19 protein-coding genes are annotated in these 23,734 nt (G+C 68.7%); 5 read left to right on the plus strand and 14 right to left on the minus strand.

Going from position 1 to position 23,734, the window contains the following annotated elements; genetic code table 11:
- The 6 genes from H0264_RS37470 to H0264_RS37495 form a co-directional block, all read right to left on the minus strand.
- Positions 1 to 795 carry an enoyl-CoA hydratase family protein gene (locus tag H0264_RS37470; protein WP_181581920.1) on the minus strand — a complete coding sequence of 265 codons (795 nt, stop codon included), beginning with the start codon at positions 793 to 795 and terminating at the stop codon, positions 1 to 3.
- A gap of 145 nt (positions 796 to 940) precedes the next feature.
- The gene (locus tag H0264_RS37475) at positions 941 to 2,104 is read right to left on the minus strand and encodes an acyl-CoA dehydrogenase family protein (RefSeq protein WP_181581921.1); all 1,164 of its coding nucleotides are present in this window, start codon (positions 2,102 to 2,104) and stop codon (positions 941 to 943) included.
- Positions 2,105 to 2,116: 12 nt separating this feature from the next.
- A complete protein-coding gene (locus H0264_RS37480) occupies positions 2,117 to 4,114 on the minus strand; it encodes an ATP-binding protein (protein ID WP_181581922.1) in 1,998 nt (665 codons plus the stop codon).
- 8 nt (positions 4,115 to 4,122) lie between these two features.
- Positions 4,123 to 5,727: an acyl-CoA carboxylase subunit beta gene (locus tag H0264_RS37485; protein WP_181581923.1), complete on the minus strand. Its 1,605-nt coding sequence runs from the start codon at positions 5,725 to 5,727 to the stop codon at positions 4,123 to 4,125.
- The gene (locus tag H0264_RS37490) at positions 5,724 to 6,884 is read right to left on the minus strand and encodes an acyl-CoA dehydrogenase family protein (RefSeq protein ID WP_420832020.1); all 1,161 of its coding nucleotides are present in this window, start codon (positions 6,882 to 6,884) and stop codon (positions 5,724 to 5,726) included. Before H0264_RS37490 ends, H0264_RS37485 begins: the two co-directional genes overlap by 4 nt.
- Positions 6,881 to 8,596, minus strand: a complete 1,716-nt coding sequence (locus tag H0264_RS37495) for an acyclic terpene utilization AtuA family protein (RefSeq protein ID WP_181581924.1) — start codon at positions 8,594 to 8,596, stop codon at positions 6,881 to 6,883. Before H0264_RS37495 ends, H0264_RS37490 begins: the two co-directional genes overlap by 4 nt.
- A 149-nt stretch (positions 8,597 to 8,745) precedes the next feature.
- Here H0264_RS37495 and H0264_RS37500 point away from each other — a divergent pair, with 149 nt between their 5' ends.
- Positions 8,746 to 8,937 carry a hypothetical protein gene (locus H0264_RS37500; protein WP_181586139.1) on the plus strand — a complete coding sequence of 64 codons (192 nt, stop codon included), beginning with the start codon at positions 8,746 to 8,748 and terminating at the stop codon, positions 8,935 to 8,937.
- 99 nt (positions 8,938 to 9,036) lie between these two features.
- Here H0264_RS37500 and H0264_RS37505 read toward each other — a convergent pair whose 3' ends face one another.
- From H0264_RS37505 to thiO, 6 genes are all read right to left on the minus strand, one after another.
- Positions 9,037 to 9,801 carry an adenylate/guanylate cyclase domain-containing protein gene (locus H0264_RS37505; protein ID WP_420832133.1) on the minus strand — a complete coding sequence of 255 codons (765 nt, stop codon included), beginning with the start codon at positions 9,799 to 9,801 and terminating at the stop codon, positions 9,037 to 9,039.
- A 563-nt stretch (positions 9,802 to 10,364) separates the two neighbouring features.
- Positions 10,365 to 11,147, minus strand: a complete 783-nt coding sequence (locus tag H0264_RS37510; RefSeq protein ID WP_181581925.1) for an ABC transporter permease — start codon at positions 11,145 to 11,147, stop codon at positions 10,365 to 10,367.
- On the minus strand, positions 11,147 to 12,100 hold the full coding sequence (locus tag H0264_RS37515; RefSeq protein ID WP_181581926.1) for an ABC transporter ATP-binding protein: 954 nt from the start codon (positions 12,098 to 12,100) through the stop codon (positions 11,147 to 11,149). The genes H0264_RS37510 and H0264_RS37515 overlap by 1 nt, the downstream gene beginning before the upstream one ends.
- A gap of 200 nt (positions 12,101 to 12,300) precedes the next feature.
- Positions 12,301 to 13,053 (minus strand): thiazole synthase, encoded by a 753-nt coding sequence (thiG, locus tag H0264_RS37520; protein ID WP_181581927.1) that lies wholly within the window; start codon positions 13,051 to 13,053, stop codon positions 12,301 to 12,303.
- A gap of 4 nt (positions 13,054 to 13,057) precedes the next feature.
- The gene (gene thiS / locus H0264_RS37525) at positions 13,058 to 13,267 is read right to left on the minus strand and encodes a sulfur carrier protein ThiS (RefSeq protein ID WP_181581928.1); all 210 of its coding nucleotides are present in this window, start codon (positions 13,265 to 13,267) and stop codon (positions 13,058 to 13,060) included.
- Complete coding sequence (gene thiO, locus H0264_RS37530; protein WP_181581929.1) at positions 13,264 to 14,382, minus strand: glycine oxidase ThiO; 1,119 nt, start codon at positions 14,380 to 14,382, stop codon at positions 13,264 to 13,266. Before thiO ends, thiS begins: the two co-directional genes overlap by 4 nt.
- 140 nt (positions 14,383 to 14,522) lie before the next feature.
- Here thiO and thiE point away from each other — a divergent pair, with 140 nt between their 5' ends.
- Positions 14,523 to 15,227, plus strand: a complete 705-nt coding sequence (gene thiE, locus H0264_RS37535; RefSeq protein WP_181581930.1) for a thiamine phosphate synthase — start codon at positions 14,523 to 14,525, stop codon at positions 15,225 to 15,227.
- A 269-nt stretch (positions 15,228 to 15,496) separates the two neighbouring features.
- Here the strand turns inward: thiE and H0264_RS37540 are convergent, their stop codons facing one another.
- Together H0264_RS37540 and H0264_RS37545 are read right to left on the minus strand one after the other, a co-directional pair.
- Positions 15,497 to 17,683: a molybdopterin-dependent oxidoreductase gene (locus H0264_RS37540; RefSeq protein WP_244976063.1), complete on the minus strand. Its 2,187-nt coding sequence runs from the start codon at positions 17,681 to 17,683 to the stop codon at positions 15,497 to 15,499.
- Positions 17,684 to 17,687: 4 nt separating this feature from the next.
- Positions 17,688 to 18,362, minus strand: coding sequence for an NUDIX domain-containing protein (locus tag H0264_RS37545; protein WP_181581932.1), 675 nt, complete (start codon positions 18,360 to 18,362; stop codon positions 17,688 to 17,690).
- A 188-nt stretch (positions 18,363 to 18,550) separates the two neighbouring features.
- Between H0264_RS37545 and H0264_RS37550 the strand changes: the two genes are divergently transcribed.
- Genes H0264_RS37550 through H0264_RS37560 form a run of 3 tightly spaced genes read left to right on the plus strand, consistent with a single transcriptional unit; the run spans position 18,551 to position 23,585 of the window.
- A complete protein-coding gene (locus tag H0264_RS37550; protein WP_181581933.1) occupies positions 18,551 to 19,879 on the plus strand; it encodes a hypothetical protein in 1,329 nt (442 codons plus the stop codon).
- A complete protein-coding gene (locus H0264_RS37555) occupies positions 19,876 to 20,856 on the plus strand; it encodes a glutamate ABC transporter substrate-binding protein (RefSeq protein ID WP_181581934.1) in 981 nt (326 codons plus the stop codon). The genes H0264_RS37550 and H0264_RS37555 overlap by 4 nt, the downstream gene beginning before the upstream one ends.
- Positions 20,857 to 20,858: 2 nt before the next feature.
- Positions 20,859 to 23,585 (plus strand): serine/threonine-protein kinase, encoded by a 2,727-nt coding sequence (locus H0264_RS37560; RefSeq protein WP_181581935.1) that lies wholly within the window; start codon positions 20,859 to 20,861, stop codon positions 23,583 to 23,585.
- Positions 23,586 to 23,734 lie beyond the last annotated feature (149 nt).

Below are 23,734 nucleotides of genomic sequence, written 5' to 3' on the forward strand. Positions count from 1 at the left end.
TTATTCTGCCCAGCTCGGTGGACGCTTCTGCAGGAAGGCCGTCATACCCTCGATCACCTCGGCGGTGCCGAAGAAGCTGCCGGAGCGTTTGGCCAGGGTTTCGGCATTGCGATCGACCTCGGCGAGGGTGGCCGCGTTGACCAGTCGCTTGCTTTCGGCGAGGCCCTGCGGGGAGCTCTTGCGCAGGGCCGCGCACAGGCGCGCCACCTCGGCGGCGGGGTCGTCGGCGGCGACGGTGATCAGGCCGATGTGTTCGGCCTCGGCCGCGTCGAAGGTCTCACCGGTCTGGAAGTAGCGGGCCGCGGCGCGGGAGGTCATGCGCGGCAACAGGGTCAGGGAGATGACGAAGGGGGCCAGGCCGAGCCGCGCCTCGGTGAGCGCGAAACTGCTGCCCCGTCCGGCGACCACCAGATCGCACGCGGCGACGATGCCCATGCCACCCGCGCGCACATTGCCGTCGATCTGCGCCACAACGGGTTTCGGCAGGTCCAGGATGTCGCGCAGGACCCGCACCATCCACTGGGTGCGGATGCCCGCGGCCTCGGCGGGGTCGGCGGCGACCGCCTCCCGCAGGTCCGCGCCCGCACAGAAGGTGTTGCCGGTGTGCGTCAGGACCACCCCGCGCACGGCCGGGTCGGCCGCCGCTCGCTCGAGCCCCTGCAGCAGCTCGGTCACCAGCTTCGAGGACAGGGCGTTGCGGTTGTGCGGGGAGTCCAGGGTGAGGACGGCGAAACCGTCGCGCACCTCGTAGCGCACGTAGGGGGCGGCCTCTGCCGAGGTTGCCGCGTCGCTCATCGAATACTCCTGCTGCTGTGGGGATTTCGCATGAAATGCCGCGCGGAGAGTCCGGGTCCGCGCGGCGGGGTTCGCATCAACCTCGCCGCGCGGCCCGGCGGCGCGTGGCGGGTCCGCGCCCCGTGGCCACACGCCGCCGTCATGGTCAGTACGACCTGGGCAGGCCCAGCGAATGCTGGGACACGAAATTGAGGATCATCTCGCGGCTGACCGGGGCCACGCGGGCGATGCGGGAGGCCGCGAGCATGCCCGCGAGACCCACATCGGAGGTGAGGCCGGAACCGCCGTGCGTCTGGATGGCCTGGTCGAGAGCCTTGATACTGGCTTCGGCCGCAGCGTATTTCGACATATTGGCGGCTTCGGCGGCGCCGAAGTCGTCACCGGAGTCGTAGAGGAACGCGGCCTTCTGCATCATGAGCTTGGCCAGTTCCAGTTCGATCTTCACCTGGGCCAGGGGGTGCGAGATGCCCTGGTGCGCACCGATCGGCACGCCCTTCCACACCGCGCGCTCCTTGGCGTAGGAGACGGCCTGGTCGATGGCGTAGCGGCCCATGCCGACCGCCATGGCCGCGCCCATGATGCGCTCGGGGTTCAGGCCCGCGAACAGCTGGGCGATGGCCGCGTCCTCCTGCCCGACCAGGGCATTCGCGGGCAGTCGCACGTCGTCGAGGAACAGCGTGAACTGGTTGTCCGGCTCGATGATGTCCATCTCCTGCTTCGTCTTCACGAAGCCGGGAGCGTCCACCGGGACGATGAAGAGAGCCGGCTGCAGGTTGCCGGTCTTGGCGTTCTCGGTGCGCGCCACGATGAGCACCGCATCGGCCTGGTCCACGCCGGAGATGAAGATCTTGCGGCCGTTGAGGATCCAGTCGTCACCGTCACGGCGGGCCGTGGTGGTGATCTTGTGCGAGTTGGAACCGGCATCGGGTTCGGTGATTCCGAAGACCATCTTGGCCGAGCCGTCGGCCAGCTTGGTCAGCCAGTGTTCCTTCTGCGCCTCGGTGCCGTACTTGGTGATGATGGTGCCGCAGATGGCCGGGGACACCACCATGAGCAGCAGCCCGCAGCCCTGCGCGGCCAGTTCCTCCTGCACCAGCGCCAGCTCGTAGATGCCCGCGCCGCCACCGCCGTACTCCTCGGGCAGGTTCACGCCCAGGAAGCCGAGTTTGCCTGCCTCGTTCCACAATTCGTCGAACGGCTCATTGCGGCGCGCCTTGGGACCGGCGTAGTCGCGGAAGTTGTACTTGGCGGCCAGTTTGGCCACCGCCGCCCGCAGCGCCTTCTGCTCGTCGGTCTCGATGTACCCCATTGTCATCTCCTGTTATTCGCTGTCCTCGGACTGCACGACGGCAAGTACGAAGCCCACGTCCACCTGCTGGCCGGCAGTGACGTTGAGTTCGGTGAGCAGGCCCGCGGCGGGGGCGGCGATGGTGTGCTCCATCTTCATCGCCTCCAGCCACAGGATCGGCTGTCCCTTCTCGACATGGGAGCCGACCTCCGCGCCGAGCCGGATGACCGCGCCCGGCATGGGCGCGAGCAGTGAACCCTCGGCCACCTGATCGGCCGGATCCTCGAAGCGTGGCAGGCGGCGCAGCGCCACCGGGCCGAGCGGGGAGTCCACGGCGACGTGATCGCCGTAGCGGGCCACCTGGAAGCGGCGGCGCACCTTGCCGCGCTCGCCCGGCACCAGCAGCGTCACCGAATCCGGTGTGGCTTCCAGCAATTCGAGGCCGTCCAGCCCCTCCGGGGATTCGACGGTCAGGCCCGCGCGCGCGAGGCGGTAGCGCACGTCGTGCTTGCCGCTGACCTTGCTCTCGTAGGACTTGGACTGCGCCTGCGAGGGCAGGTTCCGCCAGCCGCTGGGCAGGCCCCGCCCGACCCGCGCGGACGCCCGATTGGCGGCCGCGTCGGCGAGCGCCGCCGCGACCAGCGACAGCTTCTCGCCGTCCTCGGAAACCAATGGCGCGGAAAGGCTTTCCAGACCGTGCGTGGCGAAGAACGCAGTATCGGTATCGCCCGCGAGGAAAGCCGGATGCCGCAGCACCCGCACCAGCAGATCCCGGTTGGTGACCAGGCCGTGAATCTTGGCGCGCTGCAACGCCGAAGCCAGCAGATGCGCTGCCTCGTCGCGGGTTTCGGCGAACGAGATGACCTTCGACAGCATCGGGTCGTAGTGCACGCCCACCACCGACCCGTCCACCACACCGGTGTCCAGTCGCACGCCGGGCTCGCTCCGAACGGTGAATTCGCCCAGGGTGCCCGGGATTTCGAGCTTGTGCACGGTGCCGCTCTGCGGCTGCCAGTCGTGCGCCGGATCCTCGGCGTACAACCGCACCTCGATGGAGTGACCGCGCATCCCGGGCTGAGTGGCGGGCAGCGGACGGCCCGCCGCGACCTGCAACTGCAAGCGCACCAGATCCAGTCCCGTGACCTGCTCGGTGACCGGATGTTCCACCTGCAGACGGGTATTCATCTCCAGGAAGAAGAAGTCGCCCTTCTCGTCGGCCAGGAATTCGACGGTGCCCGCGCCCTCGTAGCCGATGGCCTCCGAGGCGAGCCGCGCCGCCTCGAACAGCCGCGCCCGCATGCCGTCGATCTTCTCGACCAGCGGGGACGGAGCCTCTTCGACGACCTTCTGATGGCGGCGCTGAATCGAGCACTCACGCTCACCGACCGCCCACACCGTGCCCTGCGTGTCGGCCATGACCTGCACCTCGATGTGCCGGCCGGTCTCCAGATAGCGCTCACAGAACACGGTCGGATCACCGAAGGCGGACTGCGCTTCCCGCTGCGCCGCCTCGATCTGATCGTTCAGGTCGGCCACATCGCGCACCACGCGCATCCCGCGACCGCCACCACCGGCGGACGCCTTGATGAGCACCGGCAGCATGTCGGCGGTGACCTCGGCCGGATCCAGCTGCTTCAGCACCGGGACGCCGGCGGCGTCCATCATCTTCTTGGACTCGACCTTGGAGCCCATCTGCTCGATGGCGCTCACCGGCGGGCCGATCCAGGTCAGACCGGCTTCCTGCACGGCACGCGCGAATTCGGCGTTCTCCGAGAGGAATCCGTAGCCGGGGTGGATCGCGTCGGCACCGGCGGCCAAGGCCGCCTCGATGATCAGTTCACCGCGCAGGTAGGTCTCGCCAGGAGTGTTGCCCGGCAACCGGATTGCCGCGTCCGCCTCCGCCACATGCGGGGCATTGGCGTCGGCATCCGAGTACACCGCAGTGGTAGCGATACCCATCCGACGGCAGGTCGCGAACACCCGCCGCGCGATCTCACCACGGTTTGCGACCAGAACGTTCGTGATCTCCATACCTGGCCTCACATCCGGAAGACGCCGAAGCCCTCGGCGCCCTTGATCGGGGAATTGTGGATGGCGGACAAGGCCATTCCCAATACCGTGCGGGTGTCGCGCGGGTCGATGACGCCGTCGTCGTACAGGCGGCCCGACATGAACATGGGCAGCGATTCGGCCTCGATCTGCGCCTCGATCATGGCGCGTAGCCCCGCGTCCTGCTCCTCGTTGAACGGGATCCCCCGTGCCTCATTGGCCGCGCGACCGACGATGGAGATGACGCCCGCCAGCTGTGCACCGCCCATGACGGCGGATTTCGCACTCGGCCAGGCGAATACGAACCGCGGATCGTAGGCGCGACCGCACATGCCGTAGTGGCCCGCACCGTAGGACGCGCCCATGAGCAGCGAAATGTGCGGCACCTTCGAGTTCGAGACGGCATTGATCATCATCGCGCCGTGCTTGATGATGCCCTTCTGCTCGTACTCCTTGCCGACCATGTAACCGGTCGTGTTGTGCAGGAACAGCAGTGGCGTGTTGGACTGGTTGGCCAGCTGGATGAACTGGGCCGCCTTCTGCGCCTCCTCGGAGAACAGCACACCGCGGGCATTGGCCAGAATGCCGACCGGATACCCGTGCAGCTCAGCCCATCCCGTCACCAGGCTGGAGCCGTACAGCGGCTTGAACTCGTCGAAATCCGACCCGTCCACCACGCGGGCGATGACCTCACGCGGGTCGAATGGGATCTTGAGGTCACCCGGCACGATGCCGAGCAGTTCCTCCTGGTCGTACAGCGGTTCGATGATCTGATCGATCGGCCGCGCCGCCGGGCCCTTCTTCTGCCAGTTCAGGCGCTTGACAATGGAGCGGCCGAGCCGGATGGCGTCCTGTTCGTCCACGGCCAGGTAGTCGGCGAGACCCGAAGTGCGGGCGTGCATTTCGGCGCCGCCGAGCGACTCGTCGTCGGACTCCTCACCGGTGGCCATCTTGACCAGCGGCGGGCCGCCCAGGAACACCTTGGAGCGCTCCTTGATCATGACCGTGTAGTCGGACATGCCGGGGATGTACGCGCCACCGGCGGTCGAGTTGCCGAAAACCAGTGCGATGGTGGGGATTCCGGCGGCAGACAGCCGGGTCAGATCCCGGAACATGCGCCCGCCGGGGACGAAGACCTCTTTCTGCGTCGGCAGATCCGCGCCACCGGACTCCACCAGGCCGATCACCGGCAGCCGGTTCTCCAGCGCGATGTCGTTCATGCGCAGGTTCTTCCGCAGCGTCCACGGATTCGAGGTGCCGCCCTTGACCGTCGGATCCGGCGCCACGATCATGCACTCGACGCCTTCGACCACGCCGATACCGGCGATGATGCTCGCGCCCACGTGGAAGTCGCTGCCCCAGGCGGCCAGCGGCGCCAGCTCCAGGAACGGCGAATCCTCGTCGATGAGCAGTTCGATGCGCTCACGCGCGGTCAGCTTGCCGCGCTTGCGATGCCGCGCCATCTTGTCCGGGCCGCCGCCCGCGATGTTCTTGGCGTACTCGGCCTCGACCTCGGCGAGCTTGGCCGTCATGGCCTCGGCGGCGGCCTGATAGTCCGCCGAATTCGGGTCTACGGAAGTGCGCAGAATACTCAAGACTGGAACCCCAATCGCTTGGCCGCGAGGCTGGTCAGGATTTCGTTGGTGCCGCCGCCGATACCGAGGATGCGCACATCCCGGTAGTGCCGCTCCACTTCGGACTCACGCATGTAGCCGAGGCCGCCGAACAGCTGAACCGCTTGGTGGGCAACCCATTCGGCGGTTTCCACGGCGGTGTTCTTGGCGAAGCACACCTCGGCGATCAGATCGGTTTCGCCGTTCGCCGCCCGCTCCACCACGTGGTGGGTGTAGACGCGGGCGACATCGATACGGCGCGCCATCTCCGACAGCGTGTTCTGCACAGCCTGGCGGGAAATGAGCGGGCGGCCGAAAGTCTCACGGTCGCGGCACCATTGCAGCGTCAGGTCCAGGCAGCGCTGCGCGTGCCCGTACGCCTGCGCGGCCAGGCCCACCCGCTCGCTCACGAAAGCAGCGGCGATCTGCGCGAATCCGGAGTTCTCCGGGCCGACCAGATTCGAAACCGGCACGCGCACATCGACATACGAGAGTTCAGCGGTGTCGGAGGCCAGCCAGCCCATCTTCTCCAGCTTGCGGCTGACGGTGAAGCCGGGTGTGCCCTTCTCGACGACCAGCAGCGAAACACCGGCCGCGCCAGGGCCGCCGGTGCGCACGGCCGTCACCACGTAGTCGGCGCGGACGCCGGAGGTGATGAAGGTCTTTGCCCCGTTCACCACGAACTCGTCGCCGTCCCGCACGGCACTGGTGGTGAGGTGCCCGACATCCGAGCCGCCGCCGGGTTCGGTAATGGCCAGGGACCCGATCTTCTCGCCCGCGAGGGTCGGCTTCACCCAGCGGTCGATGTGGTCGGCATTGCCCGAGGCGATAATGTGCGGCACCGCGATACCGCAGGTGAACAGCGAGGAGAACAGGCCGCCCGAGCCGCCCGCGTAGTGCATCTCCTCGCACACGATCGCGGCGTCGATACCGTCACCACCGGATCCGCCGACGGCCTCCGGGAACTGGATGCCCAGCAGCCCCAGCGCCCCGGCCTTCTTGTGCAGGTCGCGCGGGATCTCACCCTGCCGCTCCCAGTCGTCGAGGTGCGGGAGCACCTCGCGCTCGACGAAACCCCGTACGGTGGCGCGCAATTCGCGCCGCTCGGGGGTCGTCCACGGATTCACGTATCCGGTCATGACAGCAACTCCACGGGGATATCGATGTGCCGGGACCGCAGCCATTCGCCGAGCCCCTTCGCCTGCGGATCGAAACGCGCCTGATAGGCCACGCCCTGACCCAGAATGCCTTCGACAATGAAGTTCACGGCCCGCAGATTCGGCAGCACATGCCGGGTGATGGGCAGTTTCGCGGTTTCCGGCAGCAGCAGGCGCAATTCGTCGACGGTCAGCGCGTGCACCAGCCAGCGCCACTGCTCGTCGGTGCGCACCCAGACGCCGATATTGGCATTGCCGCCCTTGTCGCCGGAGCGGGCCAGCGCGATCGTGCCCAGCGGCACGCGCTTGGTCTCGCCACGCGGAAGCGGCTGCGGCAGTGCGGGTTCGGTGACCTCGGCCAGCGCGAGGGTGGTTTCCGACGGCGCGATCTCGGTGCGGGTACCGTCCGGCAGCACCACCGTGTGCGGCACCTGCGCCGCATCCACATACCCCGGCGTGAACACGCCGTACGGTCCACCGTTGCCCGGCAATGAGGTCAGCGAGAAGCCCGGGAAGCTGGCCAGCGCCAGTTCCACCGCCACATTCGCGAAGCCTCGCCCCACCTTGTTCGGATCGGAATCGCGTGCGACACAGCGCAACAGCGCGCTGGCCTGCTCCTCGGTCTCGGCGTCGGGCCGGTCCAGACGCGACAGCGTCCACTCCAGCTCGGCGGGCCGCACCGGCAGCCACGATTCCAGCTGCTGTTGCGCCAGTTGGGCTTTCGCCTCGATATCGAGGCCGGTGAGCACGAAGACCATCTCGTTGCGGAAGCCGCCGATGGTATTGAGCGACACCTTCAGCTGCGGCGGCGGGGCCTCCCCGCGCACGCCGCTGATGAGCACCCGATCCGGGCCCTCCTGGCTGAGCTCGATGGTGTCCAACCGCGTGGTCACATCCGGGCCGGCGTAGCGCGCGCCCTGGATCTCGTACATGAGCTGGGCTTCCACCGTGTCCACGGTGACCGCTCCCCCGGTGCCCGCGTGCTTGGTGATGACGCTGCTGCCGTCCCGCCGCACCTCCGCGATGGGGAAGCCGGGCCGCCTCATGTCCGCGATCTCGGTGAAGAACGCGAAGTTGCCGCCCGTGGCCTGCGTCGAGCATTCGATCACGTGCCCCGCCACCACGGCCCCGGCCAGCTGATCGAAATCCGCTCGGCCCCAGCCGAAGTGGGCCGCAGCCGGTCCGACCACCAGCGCGGCGTCGGTGACCCGGCCGGTCACCACGATGTCCGCGCCCGCGTTCAGGGCTTCCGCGATGCCCCACGCGCCCAGGTAGGCGTTGGCGGTGAGCGGTGCGCCCAGGCCGAGCTCACCGGCCCGCGCCACCAGGTCGTCACCGGTCACATACGCGATCTTCGGTGCGAGCCCGAGCTTTTCGGCCACCTGCCCGAGGCGCTCGGCCAGTCCGGCGGGATTCAGGCCGCCCGCATTGGCGACGATCCGCACCTTCTGCTCCAGCGCGAGGCCGAGACAGTCCTCGATCTGCTTCACGAAGGTCTTGGCGTAGCCGAGGTTCACGTCCTTCATGCGGTCCCGGCCCAGGATCAGCATGGTGAGCTCGGCCAGATAGTCGCCGGTGAGCACGTCGAGCTGCCCGCCCTCGAGCATCTCGCGCATGGCGCTGAGCCGATCGCCGTAAAAGCCCGAACAGTTGCCGATCCGGAGGACGTCCGGGTTCTCGGCGAGCTGACTCATCAGTGGGCCTCCCTGTGCACCCGAGTCCGCGCAGCCTCTCTGCTGCGGTCGGTTACAGGGTCACATCACCCTCGGAAAAAATCAAGCCTGCGCGCTTGTTTATTGCTCAATGGCTAACTCACAGATAACAGTTGTCGGCGGGAGCCCTCATGCCATCGCACAAGGTCGGACAAGGCAAGATGTGCCCGGTGTCCGATGTCACCATCATTCTGCTGCTCGCCCTGGCCGGATTCCTGCTCGGCGGGGCCTACTCGACGTGGAAAACGTCACGTCCCGTGGCCATAGGACTACTCGCCTGCGGCATCCTCGCAGCCGTAGGCGCATTCCTCTGGTGGAAATGACAACTCTCGTCGCTCTCAGGGGCTTCGCCCCCGAACCCCCTCGAGACTTCGGGCTTCGCCCTGAACCCCTTGAGACTTCGGGGAGTCAGCGCTGAACCCCTACTCCGCTTCCAGGCGGAAGATGCGCAGGTCCTCGGGGACGCCGCTGAGCGGGCTCGCGAAGAAGCTGCGACGATACGGCTTGACGCCGAAACCGAGCTCCTCCAATGTCTCCGGCTTCAGGGCGTCGAGCGTGGCATTGGAGAGCATGGTGTTGCCGTTGCCGCCGGCCTCCATCATGCGGGCCGCGATCGTCACGTCCACACCCAGCCAGTCGCCGCCGATCTCGCGCGGGCTGCCGGTGTGCAGGCCCATGCGCATCTGCGGGCGGTAACCGTCCAGGCTGACGCCGGACAGGTTCTCCTTGGCCGCCACGGCCGCGCGGACGGCCCGGTCGGCGGACGGGAACACGGCCATGACGCCGTCGCCCATGCGTTTCACGACCTGGCCGCCGCGATCGACGATGGGCGGTTCGATGGCCTTCGCGACCCGGCGCAGCAGTTCCAGGGTGGCCTCGTCGCCCGCGGCGAGCGACCAGCTGGAGAAGGCCACCAGGTCGGTGAACATGATGGTGATCTCCTGGCTGCCGCGGCCCTTGCCGACCCGCTCCAGCATGGCCTGCCAGACCTGCAGCGCACCCAGGCCCAATTCGCGTGCGGCGCTGGGCGAATCGCCCACCAGCTTGTCGGCGGCGCGAGCCACGGCCCGCACCCCGCCGGGACCGGACACCGACAGCGGATCCCCGAACGCCGGATCACCGGGCAGGTTCTCGCGGGCCTTGCGGATGGCGCCGATGATGTCGCCGCGCTGGTTGGCGGCGTTCACGAGGGCCGACAGCTGACCCGGGAAACGTCCGCGACGACGGCCCTGCTCGAGCTCGGAATCGAGGTCGGCGGGGGTCAGCGGGATGACGACGTCCGGATCGATGCGGGGTTCTTCACGTTCAGCCCGGGATTCGCGGCCGGCGCGGGATCCGCGTGACCGGCCACCGTTCGCAGGCTGCGACCGGGTGCGATCGTTCCCCAGCCCTTCTGTGCGGTTGGCGTCGGACGCACGCTCACCGCCGTCAGAGGGTCGTTCGCTCACGCCCAGAGCGTATCCCAGCTCTTGATCCACGGATGGATGAATTGTTGCCACCTGACACCTTCCGATCGGTACGAGCGGCCACATCATTGAGCCCGCCGATGCTCGAGGTTTTTTGGTTGCTGGCTAGATGCTACCGACCCTTCAAGGAGTCGGCCAGGCGCTTCCAAGTGGAAACGAGATTGTTCACGCAGAGTTCTCACGTCCCCATACCCCACCTATGACATCGGCCCGATACGGGAATCCGTATCGGGCCGATGTGTGCCGCCGGGCCGGGCAGTGGCCGACGGCTCCCCGGGCAGGGTCTAGGCGTCGCGCTGGTTGACCACGTACAACGCGGCTCCGAAAACAATGGCGACGAAAACGGTGAAGTAGATCAGGCCGCCCCACTGACCCCAGTGCCACGGCAGTTCGTCACTCGCCGTACCGAGGAAACGGCCCGCGTTCTGGAACGGCAGCAGCACCTGGAGCTGACGACCCTTCTCGCCGAAGGCCGCCGCCATCGGCTCCAGCACCACCGGCCACACCAGCAGCAGCGACAGCGCACCCGCCGACTGCCGGATGAGCGCGCCCACACCGACCGCCAGGAACACCACCAGCACGATGAAGATCGGCACCGCGTAGAAGATGTGCAGGTTGCCATTGGTCAGGCTCAGGCTGTCGCTGAAGCGGTTGTCCAGGATGCCCTTGAAGATGAAGAAGCTCAGGAAGGTCAGCACCGCGCACAGCACCGCCGACAGCGCGGCCATCAGACCGGCCTTGGCCAGCAGCACCGTCGTCCGGTGCGGGGTGGCCAGGAACGACGCCTTGATGGTGCCGAAGCGGTATTCGCTGGTCACCGCCAGCGTCGCCATGATCATGATCATCAGGTAGCCGAAGCCCGGCATACCCTGCGACAGGCCCGTAATGCCGATGCCCGACAGCGAATTCGCGGTTTCGTCACCCGTGGCATCCGGGTCCTGCGACGAATTCGCGATGGCCGCGAAGGCCAGGGCCAGACCGAGCGCGAACACCGCGGTCAGCGCGGCACACCACCACGGCGAACGAGTCGAGGTGAGTTTGATTCGTTCCGATGCGAGCACTCCCATCAGAGCGCACCTCCCATCACGTCGTCGAAACCGGCTCCGGCACCGTGGTATTGGACCGCACCACCCGTCATCCGCATGAACGCCTCCTCCAGCGACGCGCGCTGCGGGGACAGTTCGAACAGCGTGATGTCATTGGCGCCGGCCAGTTTTCCGACCGCGTCACTGGTGACACCGGCCACCACGAGCGCCTGCCGACCCTCCGGATCGGCGCCCTCCTCGCGCACGGTCATACCGCTGGAGGTGAGCAGGCTGCGCAGCTGATCCAGCTGCGGACTGCGCACGCGCACAGACTGTTCCGAAGCCTTCTCGATGAAGTCCTTGGTCGTCGTATCGGCGATGAGGCGACCGCGGCCGATCACCACCAGATGCTCGGCGGTCTGCGCCATCTCCGACAGCAGGTGGCTCGACACCAGCACGGTGCGGCCCTCCGCGGCCAGACGCTGCATGAAACGGCGGATCCAGAGAATGCCCTCCGGGTCCAGACCGTTCACCGGCTCGTCGAACAGCAGCACGCCCGGATCGCCGAGCAGGGCGCCCGCCAGGCCGAGGCGCTGCGACATGCCGAGCGAGAAACCGCCCGCGTTCTTCCCGGCCACCTCGGACAGGCCGACCAGGCGCAGCACCTCCTCCACGCGGGACGCGGGGATGTCGTTGGACGCGGCCATCCAGCGCAGGTGTGAGCGCGCGGAACGATTGGGATGCACCCACTTCGCGTCCAGCAGCGCGCCGACCTTGGTCAGCGGCTTGTCCAGGTCGTGGTACGGCTTGCCGTCGATGAGCGCCGAACCGGAGGTCGGCGTGTCCAACCCCAGGATCATGCGCATGGTGGTCGACTTGCCGGCGCCGTTCGGGCCGAGAAAGCCGGTCACCTGCCCCGGACGGACCGTGAACGACAGATCCGACACCGCGACGGTCTGGCCGTAATGTTTGGTCAGGCCCCTCAGTTCGATCATGGGCACCAGTCTTCCCCACAAACCCGGTCGCGACCATCACTCAGAGGTCGCGGTTTGCGTCATCCCGCAGGATTAGAAACTCTCCTAACCTCTCAGGGGCTTCGCCCCCGAACCCCAGGGACCGGAGCGGGGCTATGCCCCGAACCCCAGCGGTCGAGCGTTCGGCTCACCCCTACTTACGAATGACGGGGATCTGTGGTTCAGAGCGACGGGGACGACGCCTGCGCCCAGAAGCGCTTGGGGATGCGGCCGGCCTGGCGGGCCTGCCAACCGGCCTCGACGGCGTGGGCCATGGCCTTGGCCATCAGCGCGGGCTGCCGGGCGCGGGTCACCGCGGTCGCGAGCAGGACGGCCGAGCAGCCGAGTTCCATGGCGAGGGCAGCGTCGCTGGCGGTGCCGATGCCCGCGTCGAGGATGACGGGGACCTTCGCGTCGGCGACGATCATCTCGATATTGTGCGGATTGCCGATGCCCAGGCCGGTGCCGATGGGGGAACCCAGGGGCATGACGGCGGCGCAACCGGCATCCTCGAGGCGACGGGCCAGGACCGGGTCGTCGGTGGTGTAGGGCAGGACGGTGAAACCGTCGTCCACCAATTGCTCTGCGGCGCTGACCAATTCGATCGCATCCGGGAGCAGGGTGCGCTCGTCGGCGATGACTTCCAGCTTCACCCAGTCGGTTTCGAGGGCCTCGCGGGCCAGCTGGGCGGTGAGGACGGCCTCGGCGGCGGTGCGGCAGCCGGCCGTATTGGGCAGCGGGGCGATCTCCAGGCGCTTGAGCAGGTCCAGGACGCCGGTGCCGCCTGCCGCGTCGACGCGGCGCATGGCGACGGTGGTGAGTTCGGTGCCGGAGGCGACCAGGGCCTCCTCGAGGATCGAAAGGCTCTCCGCGCCACCGGTTCCCATGATCAGGCGGGAACCGAAGGAGCGGCCCGCGATCACCAGCGGGGACATGTCGCTAGCCACCCTGCACCGCCGTCAGCACCTCGATCTCCCAGCCGCGGCCGACCGGCTCGTCCCACTGGGACTTCGGGTACAGCGCGCCGTCCACGGCCACCGCCACGCCCTGACACGGGAGGTTCAGCTGCTCCAGGACCTCACGCAGGGTGGGTGGCTCGGCGAAGCTGTGCTCCGCGCCGTTCACCGTGATGGCGGTCGGGATGGTCATCGAAGTCCTCCTGCGGAAATCGTTGCGGCGGAAGAAAAACGGCCCGGGTCGGCGGCCGCGGCCGCCGGCAGGGCGTTGCCCGCCAGCAGGGCCAGCACTGCATCGGCGGTCACCGGGACGCCGAGAATGCCATTGCGGCCGTGGCCGGTCGCGGCGATCACACGATCGTCGAGCGCGCCGATGAGCGGCAGATTGTCGGGCGAACCCGGACGGGAACCGGCAATGGCCTCCGCGAACTCGTACTCGCCGATGCCCGGAAACACCGCCTCGGCATCGGTGATGAGGTCACGCACCCCGGCCACGGTGACGGCGGTGTCGAACCCCGCCTCGTATTGTGTGGCACCCAGCACGATCCCGTCACGCCTCGGCACAAGATATATAGGACGGCCGTGCACCCGCGCCCGGATCACCCGGCGCGGCGGCTGCGGCGCACTCGGCCTGCGGCGCAAGCGCAGAATCTCACCCTTCACCGGCCGCACCGGCAACCCCGGCCACAGCTCGGCGGAGGCCGCACCGGCGGCGAGCACAATCCGATCCTGCGTCAATTCGTCCAGGGCGCTTACCTTTTCGGCCCGCAACTCGACCCCCGCCGCGATGGCAGCCTGCCGCAAAGCGTCGACCAGGGCGCGATTGTCGACCGCCGGTTCGGCCGGTGACAGCAGCGCGGCCCGAATACTCCGCCCCAGCCCCGGTTCGACCTCCCGCACCCCGGCACGGTCCAGCAGCCGCAATTCGTAGTCGCGCGCGTCCGCCCCCTCGGGACGCAGCAACTCGTGCGGATTCACGAACTCGGCGATGGTGCGCAGATCGACCGCGTCGGCACCATCCAACGCCACCGTCAGGGTCTGGTCGGCCGTGAACAGTTCGGCCCCGGTGAGCACGTGCAGCCGGGTCGCGAACTCCGGCCAGCGGGCCAGCGAAGCGGCCCCGAATTCGAGTGCGGCGTCCTCCCCCGGCCACCCCTCCGACAGCGGGGCGAGCATGCCGCCCGCCACCCAGGAGGCCCCCGACCCCACCGCCGGATCGAACAGCGTGACCGCCCAGCCCGATTCGGCAGCCCGCCACGCCACCGACAGCCCGATCACACCGCCGCCGACGACGGCCAGAGTCCGCATTACGTCCACCTCACTCCTGCTTGCGACTACCCACGGTAGCGCGGTAGCCGAGGGCGATCCGACCCAGCCCAGGTCACGGCCACCTGCGGCGACCGCACCTCGGATTGGCGGGCCATCGTGGCGCGACTACCGTCGGAGGGGTGCAACTCTCCCACCCGAACCGGCCTGTGCCCCCGCGCGAGCGCCTCGCGTCCGCGCGCCTGTACCTGTGCACCGACGCGCGCCGGGAGAAGGGCGACCTCGCCGCCTTCGCCGAAGCCGCCCTGGCCGGCGGCGTCGACATCATCCAGCTGCGGGACAAGGGCTCGGCCGGAGAGAAAGAGTTCGGCCCCCTCGAGCCGAAGGCCGAACTCGGCGCGCTGGCCGAACTGAAGGCCGCCGCCCGCCGCCACGGCGCCCTGTTCGCGGTGAACGACCGCGCCGACATCGCCCTCGCGGCAGGCGCGGATGTCCTGCATCTCGGCCAGAACGACCTCCCGCCCTGGTACGCCCGCCGCATCCTCGGCCCCGATGTCGTCATCGGCCGCTCCACCCACAACCGGAACCAAGCCGGTCTGGCCGCCATCGATGAGCACATCGACTACTTCTGCACCGGCCCCATCTGGGCCACCCCCACCAAACCCGGCCGCCAAGCCGCCGGCCTCGAGCTGATCCGCTCCACCGCCGACGCCCACACCAAACGCCCCTGGTTCGCCATCGGCGGCATCGACGATCAGCGTCTGCCGGAGGTCCTGTCCGCAGGTGCGACTCGCGTCGTCGTGGTCCGGGCGATCACCGCGGCACACGACCCGGAAGCAGCGGCACGCGCACTCAAGCAGCGAATTCTCGACAACGTCGCCCCGTAACGAGACTGCCTGCGTTAGCATTTGCTCGTCACTCAGTGACGGTTGTTGCGACGCGGACCGCTGGTTAGAGCGGTCCACGCCATGGGTCACTCTCGATCCAGCAGCAACCGGACCAGATGGAAGAGAGCCCCAGCTACTGCGGCGATGGCCCGGACGGCCGCCCAGTTGACTGGGGTTTTCCTCTTACCGCTCACGATATCCGCTGGCGCAGGGCCATTTTGGCGTGTCGCGCTATCTACTTCGCAGTAAATCTGCTGGTCTGTAATCTCTTACGATCCGGCGAGTGAGTCCAGACGGACGGGGATCCCGTTCAGGTTTGCCATGCCTGATAGGCGTTCTACGTCTTCGAGATTCGTGGACATCAGGTCGTTGACGTTCGGGCCGCCTGCGGCGTTGGCTCGGTGCCACCCGCCGTTGTGGCCCCAGCCGTGCGGGATGGCGATGGTGCCCGCTGTCAGATCTTCGGTCAGGTGGGCGGTGGTGTGGATGGTGCCGTGGGGGGAGGTTATGCGGCAGGGGTCGCCATCCGAGATGCCTGCCAGGGCTGCGTCTTTGGGGTTGATGTGGGCGGCGTGGGCGCGGTTGCCGCGCATGAGGGGTTCGGCGTTGTGCATCCAGGAGTTGTGGGATTTGAGCTCGCGCAGGCCGATCGCACGCAGCGGGTAGGTGGGATCGGTGGGGCGGTCGGCGAGGGACGCCAGTTCGGTCAGGATTTCGGGCGGGGCGAGCTGGACCCGGTTGTTTTTGTGCTGCACCACTTTTCGGAGTACGCCGGTGGCGATGCCGTCGGCGAGGACCAGGCCGTGCGGGTGGCGGCGGAGTTTGCCGAGACTGAGGCCGCCGGGGCGGAGGCCGAAGCGGTCGCCGTAGGGGCCGGTGCGCAGGGCCAGGTCGGCCAGCAGGGGCGGGGTGGGGCGGAGCGCACTGCCGCCGGGAACGCGGCGGCGCAGGGCGCTCAGCAGTCGGGCCGCGGGGCGGGCGGGGCCGAAGGCGAAGGGCTGCACGCCGATTCGGGTGGCTATGGCGTCGATGATCTGCCATTCCTCGCGGGCCTCGCCGTACGGTTCGAGAACCCGCTCGGTGTATTGGGTGTACGGGGTCGGGGACAGGGCGGTGAACGGGAGGGGGATGTCGTCGCGTTCCAGGAAGGTGGTGGCGGGCAGGATGTAGTCGGCGGCGCGGTTGGTGTCGTTGACGTACAGGTCTATGGACACGAACAGGTCGAGTTGGGCCAGGGCGGAAGACAATTCGGCGGGGTTGGGGACCGAGGAGACCGGGTTGCCCGCGGAGGTGAACAGGGCGCGCAGTTGCCCGGGGCCGGGGGTGGTGATCTCCTTGGCCATGACGGCGGCCGGGAAGGTGCCCAGGACATCCGGGAAATCGCCTATGCGGGAACGGGTTTTGCCGTAGCCGATCAGGCCCAGGCGCGCATTGAGTTCGGAGACGGCCACCAGTTCCTTGCCGAAGACCGAGCCGCCGGGGGCGTCGAGGTTGCCGGTCACCAGGGCGAGGGCGTCGATGAGGAAGGCGACCAGGGTGGCGTGGCGGCCCAGGCAGGTGCCGGTGCGGCCGTAGACGGCGGCGGAACCGGCGCGGGCGAGGTCACGAGCGAGGGTCCGAACACTGTCGGGGTCCAGGCCGGTGATCGGGGCCGTGGCCTCGGGGGTGAAACGCTGGACGGCATCCCGTAATTCGCGCGCTCCGGAGGCTTGGCGTTGCAGCGCGGCCTGGTCCTCCAGGCCCTCGGCGAAGATCACCTGCAGCAGCGACGCGAGCAGCCAAGCGTCACCGTCCGGGCGGATGCCGACATGCTCGAAGAGGCGGGCGGTCTCGGTGCGGCGCGGGTCCACGACCACGACGCGGCCGCCGCGTTTGGGAATCGCGGTGAGCTTCTCCCGGATTCGCGGGACGCTCATCGCACTGCCGTGCGAGACAAGGGGGTTCGCGCCGAGCATCAGCAGGAATTCGGTGCGGTCCAGATCGGGCACCGGGACCGAGGTGAGTGAACCGTAGAGCAGGTGGCTGGCCACAAAACGGTTGTTGATGTCCTGCGAGCCGGCGGAATACACGTGCCGCAGCCGCGCCGCCATCTGGAATCCAACTATCCACAAGGTGTGTGAATAGGAGAAGGAGGACGGATTGCCGAAATACCAGCCGAGGCTTTCCCTTCCGTGCTCGCGGAAGATGCCGCGCAGGCGTGCGCCGATATCGTCGAGCGCTTCCTCCCAGGAGACGCGCTCGAATCCGGTTCCGTTGCGCCGCAAGGGATACAGCACGCGGTCCGGATCGTTCTGGATGTCGGTGAACGCGATGCCCTTCGGACACGCGTTGCCACGCGAGAGCGGATGGTCCTTGTCGGCGCGCAGCTGCACCAGCCTGCCGTCCTCGACGGTGGCGATCAGTCCGCACAGCGGTTCGCAGATCCGGCAGTAGGTGGGGATTTCGCGCGGGCTCACGCCCTCAAGACAACACCTGCGCCAGAGTGAGCAACAACACATTTCCGGCCAAATCGGTCTCGTCCGAGACGGATTCCCCCGCCGCGATGCGTGCGGTGTGGCCGTTGCCGAGGCCGCCCGCCTGCAACCACAGGAACCCGCGATCCGCCAGATCGACGGTGCGCGGCAACGCCGCCGCCACCGCCTCGGCATCCACCACGCCGTCCAGATTCACCCGCGTCGGAATCGCCCGCAGCGTCGGCCAGGCGAGCGCGAATCCGGGGTGCAGCTGCCGGGCGTCCACCTCGTCCTCGGGCACCCACGCCAACTCGGTGCTCTCCGGATTGCCGCGGGTGCGCAGCCGGGTAGCGGTGTCGGCAACGACCGTGGTGTAGGTCCAGCCGCTGGGCGCGGTCGCGGTCACCCGGGAGCCGCGCACCCGGATGGCGTCGGCCTGGATCCCGGCCTCCTCCTCGGCCTCCCGGACGGCCGCGTGCACGCTGGTCTCGTGACTGTCCAGGGCTCCGCCGGGCAGCGCCCAGGTGCCGCCCTGATGGCTCCACGCCGCCCGATGCTGCAGCAGCACGGCCGAGCCGCCGCCGGCCAGCGGGGCGCGCAGCAACAATCCGGCAGCCCCGAAACGACCCCACTGGCGGGTGCCGTCGGGACTCTCGGCCCAACCGTCCCCGTCACCACGCATACTTCGCATCCCATCGTCGAGAAATCCCCGTTCCGCAAGGTTCCGCGGGACCGGCGCCCCCGAACCCCCTGGAACGGGGCACGCCGCGCCTCCGGCGGGTGTTCCCGCGTCACGGCATCGGTACGTCCACAATAAGCTCAACCGATATCGACCAGTCGGTCGTTCGGTCTGGTGAGTGGGAGGTGAACATGGCTCGCACCGAGGAGTTGCGGCTCGAGGAGTTGTCGCCGCGCGTCGCGGCGGCCACCCTCCGCGACCGCTTCGACACCGCCGAACTGCGGCTGTTCGCCCGCTCGTCACCGGCCAAACTCATTGCCATCGGACTGCTGCTGCTGGGTTTGTGCGTGGCGGCCGGGGCGGTCACGGCGACGGCGGTGACCGATCGGCAACACGCGCTCGACGTGCTGCTGGATCAGGCCGAGCCGGACGCGTATTCGGCGCAGCGGCTCTACACCTCGCTGTCGGTGGCCGATGCCTCGGCGGGCACGGCGTTCATCTCCGGCGGCCTCGAACCGAAAGCGGTGCGCGACCGGTACACGCAGGCCCTCGGCGAGGCGGCCGCGGAACTGGTGACGCAATCCGATCGCAGCGGCGGCGAGGACACGCATCTGCGCACCGGGATTGCCACCGGCCTCCCCGTCTACTCCGGACTCGTGGAGACCGCGCGCACCAACAATCGCCTCGGCGAACCGGTCGGCGCCGCCTACCTCAGCGAGGCGTCCAATCTCATGCAGTCGACCATGCTGCCGATGGCGCACGAACTGCAGGAGCATCGGGCCGCGGCCATCACCGAAACCCAGCGCAATCATGTGCGCCCGCCGTGGCCGGCCATCGTGCTGCCGCTGCTGGCGGTGGCGGCGCTGACGGTGGCGCAGGTGTTCCTGTTCCGGCACTGGAACCGGGTGCTCAATGCCGGGCTGCTGCTGGCCACCGCCACGATGGTGGTGCTGCTGTCGTGGACGGTCGTCGCGGGTTTCATCTCGGCGGTCGACACCACCCGCGCCCGCGACGACGGCAGCGTGCCGACCTCGTACCTGACCGAGAGCCGAATCCTGGTGCAGCAGGCGCGCACCGCGGAAACCCTCAAGCTGGTGCGCCGGGATATGGGCACCGCCTACGACCAGACCTACGACCAGGCCACCGAGCGGCTGCGCGAGATCCTTGCCGAGTACCCGTCGGACGCGCCCGGGGCCAAGGATGTCGCCACCGCCACCGCCGCCCTGGACCGCTGGCGCGGTGCGCATCAGCGGATGAACGACGCGCTCTCGCGGGGCGACTTCATCGGGGCGGGCGCGGTCGCCACCGGGTCGGGGGCCAATGAGGCCACCGCACAGGTCGACGCCCTGGATCGGGCACTGGCCGACGGCATCGGAGACACTCGATACGAGTTGCGCGCCAACACCTCACACGCCGCACGCACCCTGGATCTGCTGGCGCCGGGCGCGCTGGTGTTGAGCACCGCGGCCGCCGTACTCATCGCGGCGGGACTGTGGCCGCGACTACGGGAGTACCGATGAGCTCCCGAAGACGTTTGCTACCAGCCGCTTTCGCGATGTTCGCGCTGGCGTTCACCGCCGGATGCGGGGACACCTCGCCACCGCCCGCACCCTCCACCCGGGTGCCCAGTTACATCGAACCGCCGCTACCCTCGGGAGCCATTGCGGCGCAGACGCATTCGTCGCTGCCGCCCGACGAGCCGGCCTGCTCGGATCCGACCGCGAGCCTGCGGCCCAACGGAACACGGACCGGACCCGACCTCGATGCGATCCGCACCCGTGGACGCCTGATCGTGGGACTCGATCCGGGCAGCAATCTCTTCAGCTTCCGCGACCCGACCACCGGCACGCTGGACGGCTTCGATGTCGACATCGCCAAGGAGATCGCCCGCGACCTGCTCGGCAATCCGAACGCCATCGAATACCGCATACTCGGTTCCGCCGACCGCGAGCGCGCGCTACAGGAGCGCACCGTCGATGTGGTGGTCAAGACCATGACCATCAATTGTGAACGGCGGCAACGGGTCAGCTTCTCCACCTCGTACCTGGAGGCGCATCAGCGGGTGCTGACCGTGCACGGCTCCGGCATCGGCGGGCTCAACGATCTGGCGGGCAAACGGGTGTGCGTGGTGCGCGGCACCACCTCGCTGGACCGCATCCGGCGCGAACAGCCCGCCGCGTCCATACTCACCGTGCCCAGCTGGGCCGACTGCCTGGTGGTGCTGCAACAGCGGCAGGTGGATGCCGTCAGCACCGACGACACCGTGCTGGCCGGGCTCGCCGTGCAGGATCCGCTGACCGAAGTGGTCGGCCCGAACCTGAGCACCGAGCAGTACGGCATCGGCATGCCCAAGGGCGCCGACGATCTGGTCCGCTTCGTCAACGGCGTGCTGGAACGCATCCGCTCCGACGGCACGTGGAATCGCCTCTACACCGAGTGGCTGGCCGACGAACTGGGGCAGGCCGCCGTCCCGCCCCCGGCAAGGTACCAGGACTGACCATGAGCCGACACCCAGACCCCCAGCCCCCGCCCCGCGGCGCCGACGAACCCCCGTCCCACGCGGAATCCGACGCGAATCCCGCTGCCCCGGAAGCGACTTCGGCCTGGTTCCGCGACACGCCATCGACACCCGGGGACGAACCCGCGCCCGACTATGTGCGACCGGAACCGACCTCCACCTTCTACCGCCCCGCACCGGAGCAGCCGGAGGCCACCCGGACTCCGGACGAAACCGGAGCGGCGACACAGTTCACGCGGCGGACCGAGGAGAACGGCAGCACCGAATACGTCTGGCGGACAGATGATCACGGCGCCACCGAACAGACATCGCGGCACGCAGATCACGGCGCGACCGAGCAGACACACCGGCACGCCGATCTCGACGGCACCGCGCACTTCGTCCGCGAGCACGAGTTCGGCGGGACCGGGCCGCTCCCGCGCAGCGATCTCTCCGATCGCACCGGTCCGCTCCCCCGCGGCGAGCTACCCGGGGACACCGGCCCCCGCAGATCTCGATCCGAAACCGGTTCCGACAGTACGGATTCGGACGTCCCGACGCCGACGCGGCCGTCGCAGCGGACCGCCCGCTTGGCCCGCACGCGGCCGGTGGTGCGGCGGCTGGGGGCCGGGCTGGTGCCGATTCCGGCGGTCGAGCCGGTGGACCCGGAGCAGGCGGTGCTGGCGGATCCCGTTGTGGCGGAAGGCCGCCGGTTCTGCTGGCGATGCGGCAAGCCGGTCGGCCGGGCCACCCCGACCCGGGTGTCGGCCACCGTCGGCGTGTGCGAGATCTGCGGTGCGCCTTACGATTTCCGGCCATCGCTGTATTCCGGTGACGTGGTGGCCGGGCAGTACGAGATCCAAGGCTGTATCGCGCACGGCGGGCTCGGGTGGATCTACCTGGCCATCGACCGGAATGTGAGCGACCGGTGGGTGGTGCTCAAGGGCCTGCTCCACGCCGGTGACGCCGAAGCGCAGGCGGTGGCCCTGGCGGAGCGGCAATTCCTGGCCGAGGTCGTGCATCCGAGCATCGTGAAGATCCACAATTTCGTGGAGCATCCCGGCCCGGACGGGACGCCCATCGGTTACATCGTCATGGAGTACGTGGGCGGGCATTCACTGCGCGACCTGCTCGACAATTACCCGCGACCGGAGCGCATGCCGGTCACCGAGGCCATCGCCTATGTGCTGGAAGTACTTCCGGCCCTGGACTATCTGCATTCGGTGGGGCTGGCCTACAACGATCTCAAGCCGGACAACATCATGGTGACCACCGACCGGGTGGAGCTCATCGACCTGGGCGCGGTCGCGCAATTCGAGGCGTACGGAAACCTGTACGGCACCAGGGGTTTCCAAGCGCCGGAGATCGCGCGCACCGGGCCCACGGTGGCCTCGGACATCTATACGGTCGGGCGCACGATCGCCGTGCTCACCCTGGACATGCCCATGCAGCGCGGCGCGTACGTCGACGGCATCCCGGACGCGTCCACCCAGCCGGTGCTGGCGCGGCACGAGTTCTATCACCGGCTGCTGCTGGCCGCCACCGATCCGGACCCGGACCGCCGCTTCCCGTCCGCTCGGCTGTTCGCCAGCCAGCTCACCGGCGTGCTGCGCGAGATCCTCGCCGTCGAGACCGGCAGCGAACATCCGCAGCTGTCCACGCTTTTCAGCCCGCCGCGCAGCAGCTTCGGCACCGACGAGCTGATCGCGCAGACCGACGGGCTCATCGACGGCATCGCCCGCGACACCCTGCTGGATCCCCGGGCGGTGGTGGCCGCGCTGCCGGTGCCGATCATCGATCCGGCCGACCCGTCCGCACCCCTGCTGGCCGGCGCCGCACATCCGGAACCCCGGCACGCCCTCGACGAACTCCGGCACGCCCGTCAGCGCGCCGCCGCCGAACCCGGTGGCGCGCCGGAGACTTTCGAGCTCGAGGTGACCCTCGCCGAGGCCCGCGCCCACCTGGATCTGGACGAACCGGCCGCCGCCCGCATTCTGCTGGACCGGCTCGCCGAGACCCCCGATCCGCCCGCACCGGACTGGCGCACCGACTGGTATCTCGGCATGACCGAGCTGCTCGAACTCGACTTCGAACGCGCCTTCGGCCGCTTCGATGCCGTCCTGAATCGCATTCCCGGCGAGATCGCCCCCAAGCTGGCGCTCGCCGCCACCGCGGAACTCATTCTCCAGCACTGGGATTCACCCGACCCCGAACAGTGGCGCGGCTACGCCGAGAAGTACTACGACACGGTCTGGCGCACCGACCGCGGCGTGGTCTCCGCCGCCTTCGGCCTGGCCCGCCAGCTGGCCGCCGCCGGCGACACCACCGCCGCGGTGCACGCCCTGGATGAGGTCCCGCCCGCCTCCCGCCACTACTCCGAAGCTCGCATGACGGCCATCCTCATGCTGCTCACCAGCGCCCCGATGGCCGAACTCGACGAGGCCACCCTGCACGTGGCCGCAGCCCGCGTCCAAGCCCTCCCGCCCGGCGAGACCCGCGCCGCCCAGCTGCGTGTCCTGGTCCTCGGCACCGCCCTCGGCTGGCTGCAGGCCGGCAACACCCCGAAAACCACCGCCGCCAAACTCTTTACCGCACCCTTCACCGACCGCGACCTGCGCGGCGGCATCGAAACCGGCCTCCGTGGCCTGGCCCGCTACGCCCCCGACCGCACCCACCGCTACGCCCTGGTCGACCTGGCCAACGCCGTCCGCGCCAAATCCTGGTTCTGAGCAAACACACACCCGCCGCCACTCCAGTTGCATCACACAGCGGTTCGCGGCCGTCTCGATTCTGGACTGACGGAGCGGGGGAGCGAAGCGGAGGGCAAATTAGACAGAGCACACAAAAACCCGTGTCGCGCTGCGGTGACCTTCGGGGG

The organism is Nocardia huaxiensis (assembly GCF_013744875.1).
Classification (GTDB): domain Bacteria; phylum Actinomycetota; class Actinomycetes; order Mycobacteriales; family Mycobacteriaceae; genus Nocardia; species Nocardia huaxiensis.